This is a genomic window from Aliinostoc sp. HNIBRCY26 (assembly GCF_050235535.1).
Taxonomy (GTDB): Bacteria; Cyanobacteriota; Cyanobacteriia; order Cyanobacteriales; family Nostocaceae; genus Trichormus.
Genome location: NZ_CP189852.1, coordinates 2,345,529 through 2,358,299, shown reverse-complemented (window position 1 = coordinate 2,358,299; position 12,771 = coordinate 2,345,529). Strand labels below are relative to the sequence as shown.

Genomic DNA, 12,771 nt, shown 5'->3' with positions numbered 1-12,771 from the left:
TTTTGAGTGGAAGATTTTCAGACAACGTGTACAACAGTAATACACCTATGGAAAGAGGGCTAGGGAGAGATGAGGAATATACGAAAATTTTCAGTGCTTTTACTGAAAGCGCAAAACTCACTCCTCAGCATTTTGATGATCACTGCTGTCGGTTTAGGAGGTTGTACAGATCAGCCTAGTGACGAACAATTGGAAGTATGGCGTGCAGAAGCGATCGCCCGTAATGAGAAAATCATGGCGGATAATGCCAAAAGCACTCAGCCCAAGGAGTGGAATTTAGTTATTCAGGGGGAAACTACCACCGGTAAAACGGAGACATTAAATTGGCAACAGCTACAATCACTAGCCACCACTAATCTCAAGACTGCCGATCCTAATTACATTCTGCAACCAGATCAAGTGTTTGATTTTCGGGGTATTCCTGTATCCGCACTGCTCAAAAAGTATGGTTATCAGCCTGATGTGACGGAAGTAACTTTTATGGCTTATAACTCTTACCAAGTGACAGTGGATTTATACGATTTGTTAAAGTACCCCATTATTTTAGCGATCGCCAATAACGGTAAACCCATCAGTCGCGCCCAAGGTGGCCCTATTTATCTAGTCTTTCCCCATAGTCAATATCCCCACCTACAGCAGCAGTATCCTGAATCATTTTGGATATTCTATGTCAGCAATATTGTAGTGGGAACAGAACCAGCCCGACTCAAGGTAGGAAAACAAGAATTAAATTTAGCTGAATTAGAAAAATTACCCCAAATTACTGTTACGGAAACTGTTGGTTATCGTAGTGGCTGGCCGAGTGGCAAGGTTCAATTACATGGTGTGCGCCTGCGAGATATTTTAACTGTTACTGCGCCTCAGTTACTTTCAGAACAAGTTGTTGTTCAAGGCAAGACTACCGCTTCTCAAAATAACCTCAATTCAGTCATATTAACTGCTAATGATATTAAAAAATGTGACATTTTTCTAGTTACCAAATGGGGTGAAGAGAAAAAAAATATACCCGCCAGAATGGGTGGGCCACTCACCTTAGCTTTTGGTTCTGACTGTCAAACAAAAACTAATGGTTTGCGGTGGGTAAATTTTGTAGAAGAACTGGTAATTAAGCCATGAAATTTCCGACTTTCAATTCCATTCGTACCCGAATCATGGTCAATACTACGCTGTTATTATTGACTGTAATTTGTGCGATTGTATCTGTATGGGCTAAAAGTGAAAGTCACCTGTATCGAACTGAAAATGTGCAGGATGCTAACTCCTTTGTGAGAGTTCTAACTTACACTTTAGGTGATGAATTAATTGAAGAAAATTGGAGTCAAATCCGACTGACTTTGGATGTTCTTTTACGAGAAAATCGAGATTTTGTCTATGTTTTTATTTCCGATGCTCGCCAGCAAAATCGGATTATTGCCACTTCGATTAATTATTTACAAAATCAATATGTCCCCGATATTGTACCTCTAAAGGTCACAAATACAGTTCTAGAATCTACAAAACCATCAGTGGTAATGGAAACGTTTATTCTCCGCGATGTCTACTTTTCCGGGAATTTAAGAGCTAGACGGGGTGAGAGAATCATGGAAGTTGCGTCTGATATTCGCCTTTCCTCTGGGAAAAAAATCGGTACTGTCCGTATGGGTATTTCTTTACGCCGAATAGACCGTGCTATTACTAATGTGGTGAATCAGGCTTTGGGTGTGGGTTTCATGGGATTGGTATTTGGTTGGGTACTGGCTTATATTTTAGCCAAGCGGTTAAGTGATCCTATCCAACGTTTGCAAATAAGTGCAACTAAAATTGCAGCTGGAAATTTACAACATCGCGCCCAAATTACCAATAAAGACGAAATAGGTGCGCTGGCGAATTCCTTTAATGAAATGTCTACGGCTTTGCAACGTTCATTTAATAAGTTACAAAAAACTGTAGAATCTTTTGAGTTATTTGTCCCCAATAAATTTATTTTAGCGATCGCACCCCAAGGAATTGAAAATATCGTTGTCGGTGTCGCCGCGACTAAAACCATTACGATTTTGTTTTGTGATATTCGCGGTTACACATCCATGTCTGAGGTGATGACACCCCAAGAGACTTTTACCTTTTTAAATGATTATTTGGCTTGTATGGGAAAAGCCATAGACCAAGCTGGTGGATTTATTGATAAATATATAGGTGATGCCATTATGGCTTTATTTGATGATGTGGGTTGTGATGGGGCGTTACAAGCCGCAATTTTGATGCAACAAGCGTTAGATAAGTTCAATTATGAGCGAAGACAAAATAATTTACCAAAAATCTCTGTGGGGATTGGGATTCATCGCGGTGAAGTGGTGATGGGAACGGTAGGTTTTACTTGTCGGATTGATTCTACTGTCGTGGGTGATGCAGTTAATCTGGCTTCCCGCGTTGAGGGATTAACTAAGCAATATGGTTCTACTGTGTTGATTACCGAGTCAGTAGTGAAAAATTTATCATCACCAGAATTATTCACTTTGAGATTAGTAGATCCGGCTGTGAAAGTCAAAGGCAAAGATGAAGCAATCGCTATTTATGAACTTCTAGAAAATTGATATATATCTAATCTTGTATAATCCGAAAACCGTCACAAGGATAAATTTTCTGAACGCGAAAAATTTGTCGGGGTTGAAAATCTTTGATAGTACAAGTCCAAGTTATAGAAAAATCTAAGCGATGGCGAAACAATAACTGAATACCTGGGGAAGTAGCTAACAACAAACCATGATACCTTACAAGATGCAAATCGAAATTATTGTCTTGAATGAGTAAATCTAAATTCTCACTTTTCAAGATTGTTTGACGCATGATTGGTTCTAGAATAAATATCATGCCATAGCGTCGAATATACCTAATTTTTTCTCGGTTTTTTCCGGCTTGGTTGCAAACGCCGTAACCTGAAAGCAATACCCCTTCATTATCTACTAATGATAGGTTATTCCTAATAATTTGTTTATTGAGTTCTGTTTCAATATATTTAATTTCTTTGTGGTTGAAGTGAGCTAATTTTTCCCTGTCTAAATATTTACGATATAAAACATCTAATAAAGTAACTTCTGTTTCTTGCCAATCGCTGTTGGGTTCCCCATACGGAATCGAGGTGCTTCTATATATGTAACCATCAGTTTTACATTTGTGCTTCCACAATGGAAATTGTTTGTGAAAAGGACGATGCAAAGGAAATTTTTGCCGCCCTGTATATTCTCGATTCACTGCTATGACTTGGAAAAATACTTGACGAACAGTCTGAGGTGTAAGCACCAACAACCGCCCATCACCTGCTAATGATAATTGAATTGTTACATCCATAATTTACGCTTGATTCGGATTTACGCAAGTGTCACCAGAAATAAAAGTTTTTGCTTGTAGTAAGGGCTTCAGCCCTTATTTTGAGGACTAAAGTCCTCACTACCAACTTAAAATACTCTGCCAGTTGCGTAATGCCTATTGATTTGATGGTGATGGTAATTTAGCCAGAATTGTTTGGCTAATTCTGTCAATCACATTATCAAGCACAGGATCATTTTCTCTGCCTTTTGTATTCGCTTCATCAATTGCTACTTGAATCGCTGTCTCTAAATCATCAACCATTTCTTCTAGTTCATGAATAAGTTTAACTTCTAAACCATAATCAATTTCTACTTTTTGGGTATAGTGAGTGATAACTTTATAACGTTCTTCGTAGGTTCTGATTCGAGTAGTTGAATCTTCTTCATAGGGAACATATCTCGTTTCTGTTTCCTCATGTTTTTGTTTGACATGAGCAAAGGCAGGACGATGATCAATTGTAGTATTGTAAATGAGTTTAGGATTTCTTCGCGGCAGTTTGCGAACTAATTCCGATAAAACAGCACAAGCACTTTGCAAGGCGCGTAATTGGGGAACGGTTAGTTCTACTGCAATTCCATACCAGGTAAAAGTTCCTGTATTTTGAGAGTTAGCTTTTTGTCTTGCGCCGTGTTGGCTGACTACATCTTTGACAATTTCTAACACGCGCACACTAATTTCTTCTGGGGAATAATCTACATAAGTTTCTCTAACTTCGTCTTGTAGTTCATCTTCAGCATTATAATTACGATGGCGAACTTCTTGCGCTCTGATTTTTTCAATCCAGGCGATCGCTTTAGCTAGTTCTCGCTTTTGTTTGGTAAATGTAGTCTGAACCATACTGTATATTTATGAATAATTGTTAATGAAAATTAAGTTTTTTTGATTTAAAAGAAAGGTCTTGCTTGATATTTGGATACGCAATATTTCTACAGTATTACTACTATAGAACCAAAAGGCTTAACGGTGAAAACCGAGGAGACTCCGCCACCAAGATATTCGCCAGTTATGATTACCAAATCGCTGATCAATTCACAGATCCAGAGGACTTCTCTTGGTTTTAGTGCCTACTTTCTTCTCTCCAAATTATGCGATTAATAGTCAACATAACTAACATCCAACGAATATCTACCTGATAGTGACTCTCTGAGTTACTAAAACCTCCCTGAAATCTACTAAGTGCAGACTTCAGCTAAACTCACACATCATCCCTATGTCACCATAGAGAAAGACTGACAGATTGATTCTCCGCACACACGACCTTTTAAGGTAGTCGTTCCCCTGGTTATAACTGTGTTAATACAACGCCGCCACGTTCAAAGAAAGTGAATTGAAAATAGTCATTTAACAGGGAATCCCGCAGGATTTAAGAGTTCTTGTGAGAATTTGACCGTGCCTGGATCTAATAATGTCTGGAACACATTATATTTGATTGGACAACGGATGAAAGCCTTCCTCCCTCTCTAGTATCTATTTTTGAAGATATGAGAAGTTTACGACCCCAACGAACATCTCAGGTTTAGACCCCTCCCTCAACTTTTTAGGCTACTTCCACATTAGTTTTTCAAGGATCTGTTTCCTATCCTCTACTTGTCTGGCGGAACGTTTTGCTATAACTCCTATGTCTTTTGATCTTGGCTGTTGAACAACTGAGATGTGTTTTCTGAGATGTTAATGCTATAGCCTTGAACGAGATTTTTTTTCGTAAAGACATACATCTTTACTTTTTGGCAGGCTCAACCTTTCCCGCAATAACTCAAACCTAGTTTGAGCTATTACAATACTTATTTAACTATAGACAGTATCATTTTGTCTAGTTAATTTCCGTCATATCTCTGAGTCATCTTTTCCATCAAAACAGGCTACCAAACTCTAGATAAATAGATTCAGCGTGTTAAAACTTAAGAGGAATAACCATATACTAATATTTCGTTATGTTTAAGAACAATCTCAAAGATATCTTATTGTACCGATGGCAACAAACGCTCGAACCTTTTGGCGTTGACCAAGTAGCTATGGAAACAGCGTTTGCTCAATTAGTTACCGTTTATTCTGCCCCCCATCGCCACTACCATAATCTAGATCATATTCATCATGTACTAGAGATTATCGACACTTTAAAAACTTACACTGATAACTTAAGTGCTGTACAATTGGCGGCTTGGTTTCATGATGTTGTTTATGAACCCCAAGCCCAAGATAATGAAGAAAAAAGCGCAGAATACGCAGATCAGTTACTCAATACTTTAAAAATTCCCACTGAGCATATTAATACTGTCACTCGTTTGATCCTGAATACAAAAAGTCATCAAACTGATGAACGTGATCTAGATAGTCAGGTTTTATTAGATGCAGATTTAGGAATTTTAGCAGTCAACCCAGAACATTACCTTAAATATGCAGACGCGATTCGTCAAGAATACTCTTGGTTATCGACCTTAGAATATATGACAGCACGTAAACAATGTTTACAAAAATTTTTGCAAAGACCACAAATATACTGTACGCCTTTAATGTTAGAGTTTGCCGAATTATTTGCCCGATATAATCTCAACGCGGAAGTTTACAGGATAACTCATCCCTACACTCAAGAGCAGGAATCATCCTCCTAAAATTTTACTCCCCTGTCCTTGAGGAAAGCATCGAAAGTAAATCTATCGGGTAAAGAAGTTTGCGCGCCTAATTTGGTAGCGGCTAATGCACCTGCGGCTGTTCCCCAAACTACTGCTTGATGTAAAGATAAGCCATGATCAAGTGCTGCGGCCAAACCAGCGTTAAAAGCATCACCAGCAGCTACAGTGTCAACTGCATCAACTGTAAACGCTGGGACTAAAAACGTTTCTTCAGGTGTGGCGCAAATCGCACCTGCTGCGCCTAGTTTAACGATCGCAGATTTTACTCCCCTTTGCAACAACACCCCAGCAGCTTTGGCGGCTGTATCCTCATTATTTACAGGAAAACCCACTAGTTGTCCGGCTTCTACTTCATTGGGTGTAATAATATCTACCAATGGATAAAGTTCGGCTGGTAAATGAGATGGTGCCGGGGCTGGGTCTAAAATGACTGTAATATTGGCATCATGGGCTACCTTCGCCGCAGCAACTACAGCAGAAATCGGAATTTCTAATTGTAGGAGTAGTGCTTTAGCTGTTGGTAATAATTGGGTTAAGCGTTCCACATCTTCTTGATTAACTTGTCCATTAGCACCAGAAATCACCACAATGTGATTTTCCCCACTATGGGAGACAGTAATAATAGCTACTCCCGAATTAGCATTTTCATCGAGAAAAATTTTGCTGGTTTGTACACCAGCATCTTGCAGACTTTTAACTAACTCCGTACCAAAATTGTTTGCACCCACACGCCCAAGCATATGGGTAGGAATTCCTAATCTAGATAGTGCGACAGCCTGATTTGCACCTTTACCGCCAGGAATTTTAAAAAAGTTTTCCCCCGTTAAAGTTTCACCAGCCAGAGGTAAACGTGGGGCTGTGACGACTAAGTCTATATTGATACTGCCGAAAACGATGATACTCATGATGTTGGGGATTGGGGACTAATCAATTCAAAATTCAAAATTCAAAATTCAAAATTCCTTAACGGTAAGGCTTGCGCCTACAAAATTCAAGATTCTGTTCCCTGTTCTCTGTTCCCTGTTCCCTAATGACTATCGACTTTATCGACAGATATTGACCAAAGGCTTTAACATATCAAACTGTATAACAACAGATAGGAGTCTTATGGCTAGTGTAGAACGCGACGAAAGCAGGGAAGAACGCATCGAACAAGAGATTATTGCCGATGCTGAGGATAAGGAAGACCGGGCAATGGGTTGGTATTATTACCTTGACGATACTTTAGAATTTCCTTTTATGGGTAAGTGGAAGAAGAAATCTCGCAAAACTTCCACCATTGAGGAGAAGCCTGTGGAAGTCTTGGGAATGGCCCCCGAAGATGATTGTTTAAGGGATATGTATGTGGAAGTTGCTTATATAGGAGGGAAGGAAGACGATTATCATACAGCCAAGCTATCGGAGATAGAACCCATTGATGTAGATGAAGATACTCAACAAGCGATCGCTGATTGGATGTATTGGCTAGCTAGAGGCTACAAATTCTAGTTAAAATTTACTATAAATAACGAATTATCCGGCAGGGATTACCAACTGCAACGACATTTGCGGGTATATCTTTAACAACTACACTTCCTGCACCAATAGTAGTGTTGTCCCCAATGGTAACTCCTGGACAAATAATTGCTCCACCACCAATCCAGACATTATTACCAATTTTAATGGGGGCAGCTAATTCTCTACCTGTGAGCCGAATTTCTGGTTCTGTAGGATGGTAAGCAGCATAAATCTGTACATAAGGAGCTAATAAAACATTTTCACCAATCTCTACCTGATTGCAGTCTAAAATTACACAACCATAATTCATGTAAGTGCCATTGCCTACGGTAATATTAGCACCGTAGTCACAATGAAATGGCGGCACTATAGTAATTTTTTCTCCGATTTTAAAAAACAGTTCTTGTAAGATTTGCTGACGTTGTTCTAGTTGTTCTGCTGAGGTGGCGTTATACATTCTTAAAAGGTGATTAGCCCGTTTTTGATCTGCCATGAGTTCTGGGTCATCTGCTAGGTATAATTGACCTGCTAGCATTTTTTGCTTTTCAGTTTTTTCTGTCATAAATCAAGCCCAATGGCAGGAGTCAGCGTGTAATTTCATGCCTGTACAAAGGTTATCTTTCAGGAAATTATGTGTGAGTAAAAAAATTTGTTCCTCAACATAATGTAATAAGTATAATTATTGGTTATCAGAATTTAATATTTTCAGTTTAGATAAATATCAAATTACTTTGGTAAATGTACTCATTAATAGCCGCAGTATCAGTGCAGATTTTAACTAAAAATTGCTAACAATTAGTAGGTTCATTAAATACATCATAACGAGCTTTACCTTGTTGCTTTGCCCGGTACATAGCACTATCAGCAGCCCTGAGTATACTTTCTGGCTCATTAGTATGACTATGATTTAAAGTAATCCCAATACTGGCTGTTGTATAGATTTGATTTCCATTTAAATTTATTGGTAAACCCAGGGTATCTTGAATACGTTTGGCAACATTAATGACATCATTAATATCTTTAATTTCTTCTAACAATACAGCAAATTCATCACCACCAAATCTGCTAACAGTGTCACAACTGCGTACACATGATTCTAAACGTCTAGCGATCGCTACTAAAAAATCATCGCCCATACTGTGACCAAAGCGATCGTTTATCCCCTTAAAACCATCTAAATCTAAAAATAAAACTGCAAACCGATAGTCACTACGGCGTTTACTGCGTTCTACTGCTTGTTTTAGGCGATCTAAAAACAAAGTGCGATTTGGTATTCCTGTCAGTCCATCATAAAAGGCGTTACGCAGTATTTGGAGTTCTGTTAGTTTACGTTGCGTAATATCTTGAAAAACCAATACAGCACCTGTAATCCTGCCATGATGATCCCGAATTGGTGCTATATTATCGCCAATAGGTATTTCTTTCCCTTCCTTAGAAATCAGCATACAATTTTCTGGTAAATTTACCACCTCACCAATTTGCACCGCCTGTTTTGCTAAATTACCGATTACTTCATCCATATCTTTATCAACTAAACTCAAAACATCAGTAAAATCTTTCCCAATCGCTTCATTTTGTTGCCAACCAGTCAATTGTTCTGCTATTGGATTCATCATTTGAACACAGCCATGATTACAGGTAACAACTACCCCACAAGCCATGCTGTTAATAATCGCTGCTATTTTTTGTTTTTCTATTTGTAAATTGAGATAATTTTGATATTGTTCCAAAGCTATTTCCACAGCTAAATGTAAATCAGATTCTCTAATCGGCTTTAGAATATAACTAAAAGGATGACTTAGCTGATTTTTAGGTAGTTTTATATATTCTGAATACTCAGTTATATACAATACGGGTATATGAAATTTGTGTTGAATAATATCTATTACCTGCGTACCGTTAATCTCTTTGGTTAGACAAATATCAAATAATACTAAGTTAGGGTAGTGTTCTGCTACATTTTTAATGGCTTTTTCGGCTGAATCTGTAATTTCTAGAACATCATACCCCAGCTTTTGTAAACTATTTTTAATATTTAAAGCCAGGATTTTTTCATCCTCAACAACTAGGATTTTGCGGGTTTGCATATTAAAATAGCCTATCTGCTAAGGTTCAGATATTGCTGATGATTCAACCATATCTAAAGCTGAATAATTATATGATAGTCAATCTCTCAAGTATCGGTGTTAGCACATGACTAAACTAGGAAATATTCATGCTGTTATAGCATGATTCTTTATCATTTAAACTACGTAAAAATATAAAATTATCCTCAAAATTTATTGGTAATATCAGCAACAATTAATACAAAAAATATGTATATTAAACAACAAAATAAAAAACTCCATCGCTGATAAATGGAGTTTTTCAAAAAGAAAAATATAGGAATAAGAAATCTATTACGTCCAATGCCCAATGCCTAATGCCCTATTCCCTCTTTCTAGTCAGTTCAATACTAATTTTGCCGCCAAAATCTGGGATGGGTGCAGCAGGTTTAGTGACTATAACTTGCACTTGTGTAATTTGAGCGCATTCTTGGATAATAGAATCAGCGATCGCACCTGCTAACCTTTCGATTAAAGCAAACTTAGCAGTCTTGACGAGATGTTGAATCAAGCTAATAACACCCCGATAATCTAGAGTATCAGCGATCGCATCAGTTTTGGCAGATTGAGATAAATCCAGCCACAACCTGACATCCACCTCAAACCATTGTCCTAACACCTGTTCCTCTGGCAAATAGCCAGTGTAGCCATAGCAGCGAATTCCTGTTAAATGAATACAATCCATAAGAACTTGCGTAAGAGTTTTTCATCAGTAATCAAGCCTATAGTGTTGTGTCACACAGTATCAATGGGAAATCGGGAATTGGAAATTAGGCATGAGTAAGAACTGACTCTCAAAAGAAACAGGTTTCCTGTCGCTGGTGATGAAACTGGTAACAAATAACTGATAAATTGAATTTCGCTATGCAATTTATTGGCTGCTATGGATGTGATGCGGTTCGCCGAGAAAAATATTAATCAACTGTGGGCTTATATCTTAACTGAAACACTAAAGCGTTTAGGATTAACTTGTGCAGTCATTTGTCCTGGTTCGCGTTCCACACCCCTAGCAGTCGCCTTTGCCCAACAAGCCCCAGAAATCGCAGCAATTTCCATTCTAGATGAACGTTCCGCCGCTTTTTTTGCCTTGGGAGTCGCTAAAGCCACCGGTCGTCCGGTAGCAATTGTTTGCACCTCTGGAACTGCGGGGGCGAACTTTTACCCAGCCGTAATTGAAGCGAAAGAAAGCCGTGTGCCCTTACTGATATTAACCACTGATAGACCGCCAGAATTACGAGACTGCCATTCTGGACAAACAATAGATCAAGTTAAACTCTACGGTAATTACCCCAACTGGCAAACAGAATTAGCTTTACCCTCACCAGAAATGGGGATGCTAGCATATCTGCGACAAACAATAATTTATAGCTGGGAACAAACCCAAACCCCAACAGCAGGCGTAGTACACATCAATATTCCCCTACGTGACCCCCTAGCACCAATTCCTGATGGTCATGATTTAACTCATTTACTAGCCCAATTCCACCCCGAAAAATTCTTCGCCAACATCCCCAATCCCCAATCCCCAATCCCCAATCCCCAATCCCCAATCCCTATTCCCCAATCCCACAGAGGAATCATCATTGCTGGAGTAGCCCAACCATCACAACCAGAGGAATATTGTAGAGCGATCGCCCGACTTTCCCAAACCCTCAATTTTCCCGTACTAGCCGAAGGACTTTCCCCACTGCGGAATTATGCCGACCTCAACCCCTATCTGATTTCCACCTATGACCTGATTTTGCGAAATCAGCAACTAGCCGATAAGCTAGCACCTGAAATAGTGATTCAGATAGGTGATATACCCACCAGCAAAGAACTGCGGACTTGGCTAGACACTCACCAACCTCTACGCTGGATAATTGACCCTAGCCACCAAAACCTCGACCCTCTACATGGCAGGACGACACATTTGAGAATGAGAGTTGAGGAAGTGTCGGTGAAGCCAGGGGATGCTGAAATTTCTTGTGAATATTTACAAATGTGGTGTGATGCAGAAGCCAACGTTAGGGCAAATGTAGACACAACTTTGGCGCAAATAGAAGATTTAATAGAGTGTAAAGCCGCTTGGTTAATGTCTCAAATACTACCACCTGGAACACCATTTTTTATCGCCAACAGTATGCCTGTGCGGGATGTGGAATATTTTTGGCGGCCGAATAATTTAGGAGTGCGATCGCATTTTAACCGAGGCGCAAATGGCATTGACGGCACACTATCCACCGCATTAGGAATTGCCCACCGCCATCAAAGTAGTGTAATGCTCACAGGAGACTTAGCATTATTGCATGACACTAACGGGTTTTTAATCAGAAATAAATTTATCGGACACTTAACTATTGTCTTAATTAACAACAACGGCGGCGGCATTTTTGAAATGTTACCCATCGCCAAATTCGACCCACCATTTGAAGAATATTTCGGCACTCCCCAAGACATTGATTTTGCTCAGTTATGCGCTACCTATGGCGTACAGCATGAGTTAATTACTTCCTGGCAACATTTACAGCAAAGATTAAATCCACTACCAAATACAGGAATTCGCGTTTTAGAAGTGAGAACAAATCGTAAAAATGATGCCAAATGGCGACAAGAGAATTTAGGTAAATTTAGTAGCTAAGTGCGTTAGGTAGCGGGATGTTAGTCCATTGCGTTAGCGTAGCGGGACGTTAGTCCATTGCGTTAGCGTAGCGGGACGTTAGTCCATTGCGAATTGTGACATTAGCCAGAAGTGAATCACCCACAAACCTACTCACCCAAGTTGCGGCTGCCGTCGATATGATTGAAGAAACAGACGAACGACAGAACATATCCGCTTGTATACGAGTTTTGGCTGGTTTGCGGTTTGAGAAAAGTTTGATTACACAACTGTTTAGCGAGTAAATTATGCAAGAGTCGGTAATTTACCAAGATATTTTGCCAAAAGGAGAAGAACGCGGCAAAAAACAAGAGGCTTTAGAACTGATCCTACGTTTGTTAGCACGCCGCTTTGGTACAGTTGAACCAGAAACACAACAGCAACTTCGTACTTTAGCAACTACTCAACTAGAAGATTTAGCTGAGGCTTTGTTGGATTTCACTCGTCCCAGCGATTTAGTCAATTACTTGGCGAATATTTCCCCACCGCCGGTCAATTCATAAGTTTAAAGTAGACGACTGTAGCCATGCGGTTTAAAGTAGACGACTGTAGCCAT

General features: G+C 39.3%; 13 protein-coding genes. 7 read left to right on the top strand and 6 right to left on the bottom strand.

The genetic code is table 11. From position 1 onward, the window contains the following. The first annotated feature begins 93 nt into the window (after positions 1-93). Both ACQFX9_RS10130 and ACQFX9_RS10125 read left to right on the top strand, forming a co-directional pair. Positions 94-1,116 carry a molybdopterin-dependent oxidoreductase gene (locus ACQFX9_RS10130; protein WP_427161891.1) on the top strand — a complete coding sequence of 341 codons (1,023 nt, stop codon included), beginning with the start codon at positions 94-96 and terminating at the stop codon, positions 1,114-1,116. Continuing rightward, positions 1,113-2,570, top strand: coding sequence for an adenylate/guanylate cyclase domain-containing protein (locus ACQFX9_RS10125; RefSeq protein ID WP_427161890.1), 1,458 nt, complete (start codon positions 1,113-1,115; stop codon positions 2,568-2,570). The genes ACQFX9_RS10130 and ACQFX9_RS10125 overlap by 4 nt, the downstream gene beginning before the upstream one ends. Positions 2,571-2,577: 7 nt before the next feature. Here the strand turns inward: ACQFX9_RS10125 and ACQFX9_RS10120 are convergent, their stop codons facing one another. Continuing rightward, positions 2,578-3,324 carry a hypothetical protein gene (locus ACQFX9_RS10120; RefSeq protein WP_427161889.1) on the bottom strand — a complete coding sequence of 249 codons (747 nt, stop codon included), beginning with the start codon at positions 3,322-3,324 and terminating at the stop codon, positions 2,578-2,580. Between the two features lie 135 nt (positions 3,325-3,459). Continuing rightward, the gene (locus ACQFX9_RS10115; RefSeq protein ID WP_427161888.1) at positions 3,460-4,182 is read right to left on the bottom strand and encodes a hypothetical protein; all 723 of its coding nucleotides are present in this window, start codon (positions 4,180-4,182) and stop codon (positions 3,460-3,462) included. A gap of 1,094 nt (positions 4,183-5,276) precedes the next feature. Between ACQFX9_RS10115 and ACQFX9_RS10110 the strand changes: the two genes are divergently transcribed. Further along, positions 5,277-5,954 carry an HD domain-containing protein gene (locus ACQFX9_RS10110; RefSeq protein WP_427161887.1) on the top strand — a complete coding sequence of 226 codons (678 nt, stop codon included), beginning with the start codon at positions 5,277-5,279 and terminating at the stop codon, positions 5,952-5,954. On the opposite strand, the gene rbsK is transcribed toward ACQFX9_RS10110, so the two are convergent. After that, a complete protein-coding gene (rbsK, locus tag ACQFX9_RS10105; protein WP_427161886.1) occupies positions 5,951-6,880 on the bottom strand; it encodes a ribokinase in 930 nt (309 codons plus the stop codon). The genes ACQFX9_RS10110 and rbsK overlap by 4 nt on opposite strands. A 202-nt stretch (positions 6,881-7,082) precedes the next feature. On the opposite strand from rbsK, the gene ACQFX9_RS10100 reads away from it, so the two are divergent. Further along, positions 7,083-7,463 carry a calcium-binding protein gene (locus ACQFX9_RS10100; RefSeq protein ID WP_427161885.1) on the top strand — a complete coding sequence of 127 codons (381 nt, stop codon included), beginning with the start codon at positions 7,083-7,085 and terminating at the stop codon, positions 7,461-7,463. Between the two features lie 10 nt (positions 7,464-7,473). Here ACQFX9_RS10100 and ACQFX9_RS10095 read toward each other — a convergent pair whose 3' ends face one another. The 3 genes from ACQFX9_RS10095 to folB all read right to left on the bottom strand — a co-directional run bounded on the left by ACQFX9_RS10095 (position 7,474) and on the right by folB (position 10,262). Continuing rightward, the gene (locus tag ACQFX9_RS10095; RefSeq protein WP_427161884.1) at positions 7,474-8,034 is read right to left on the bottom strand and encodes a sugar O-acetyltransferase; all 561 of its coding nucleotides are present in this window, start codon (positions 8,032-8,034) and stop codon (positions 7,474-7,476) included. A 226-nt stretch (positions 8,035-8,260) separates the two neighbouring features. Continuing rightward, positions 8,261-9,559 (bottom strand): diguanylate cyclase domain-containing protein, encoded by a 1,299-nt coding sequence (locus ACQFX9_RS10090; RefSeq protein ID WP_427161883.1) that lies wholly within the window; start codon positions 9,557-9,559, stop codon positions 8,261-8,263. 340 nt (positions 9,560-9,899) lie between these two features. Continuing rightward, entirely contained in the window at positions 9,900-10,262 is a 363-nt protein-coding gene (folB, locus tag ACQFX9_RS10085; RefSeq protein WP_427161882.1) for a dihydroneopterin aldolase, read from the bottom strand. Positions 10,263-10,469: 207 nt separating this feature from the next. Between folB and menD the strand changes: the two genes are divergently transcribed. The 3 genes from menD to ACQFX9_RS10070 all read left to right on the top strand — a co-directional run bounded on the left by menD (position 10,470) and on the right by ACQFX9_RS10070 (position 12,718). After that, a complete protein-coding gene (menD, locus tag ACQFX9_RS10080) occupies positions 10,470-12,197 on the top strand; it encodes a 2-succinyl-5-enolpyruvyl-6-hydroxy-3-cyclohexene-1-carboxylic-acid synthase (protein ID WP_427162849.1) in 1,728 nt (575 codons plus the stop codon). 95 nt (positions 12,198-12,292) lie between these two features. Beyond that, positions 12,293-12,460 carry a hypothetical protein gene (locus ACQFX9_RS10075; protein ID WP_427161881.1) on the top strand — a complete coding sequence of 56 codons (168 nt, stop codon included), beginning with the start codon at positions 12,293-12,295 and terminating at the stop codon, positions 12,458-12,460. A gap of 3 nt (positions 12,461-12,463) precedes the next feature. Further along, the gene (locus ACQFX9_RS10070) at positions 12,464-12,718 is read left to right on the top strand and encodes a DUF4351 domain-containing protein (RefSeq protein WP_427161880.1); all 255 of its coding nucleotides are present in this window, start codon (positions 12,464-12,466) and stop codon (positions 12,716-12,718) included. The last annotated feature ends 53 nt before the right edge of the window (positions 12,719-12,771 follow it).

Excerpts from the sequence above, each read along its gene's own strand:
- rbsK (WP_427161886.1), bottom strand. The coding sequence starts at position 6,880 with ATGAGTATCATCGTTTTCGGCAGTATCAATATAGACTTAGTCGTCACA.
- menD (WP_427162849.1), top strand. The coding sequence starts at position 10,470 with ATGCGGTTCGCCGAGAAAAATATTAATCAACTGTGGGCTTATATCTTA.
- ACQFX9_RS10095 (WP_427161884.1), bottom strand. The coding sequence starts at position 8,034 with ATGACAGAAAAAACTGAAAAGCAAAAAATGCTAGCAGGTCAATTATAC.
- ACQFX9_RS10090 (WP_427161883.1), bottom strand. The coding sequence starts at position 9,559 with ATGCAAACCCGCAAAATCCTAGTTGTTGAGGATGAAAAAATCCTGGCT.
- ACQFX9_RS10110 (WP_427161887.1), top strand. The coding sequence starts at position 5,277 with ATGTTTAAGAACAATCTCAAAGATATCTTATTGTACCGATGGCAACAA.
- ACQFX9_RS10070 (WP_427161880.1), top strand. The coding sequence starts at position 12,464 with ATGCAAGAGTCGGTAATTTACCAAGATATTTTGCCAAAAGGAGAAGAA.
- folB (WP_427161882.1), bottom strand. The coding sequence starts at position 10,262 with ATGGATTGTATTCATTTAACAGGAATTCGCTGCTATGGCTACACTGGC.
- ACQFX9_RS10120 (WP_427161889.1), bottom strand. The coding sequence starts at position 3,324 with ATGGATGTAACAATTCAATTATCATTAGCAGGTGATGGGCGGTTGTTG.
- ACQFX9_RS10100 (WP_427161885.1), top strand. The coding sequence starts at position 7,083 with ATGGCTAGTGTAGAACGCGACGAAAGCAGGGAAGAACGCATCGAACAA.
- ACQFX9_RS10125 (WP_427161890.1), top strand. The coding sequence starts at position 1,113 with ATGAAATTTCCGACTTTCAATTCCATTCGTACCCGAATCATGGTCAAT.
- ACQFX9_RS10115 (WP_427161888.1), bottom strand. The coding sequence starts at position 4,182 with ATGGTTCAGACTACATTTACCAAACAAAAGCGAGAACTAGCTAAAGCG.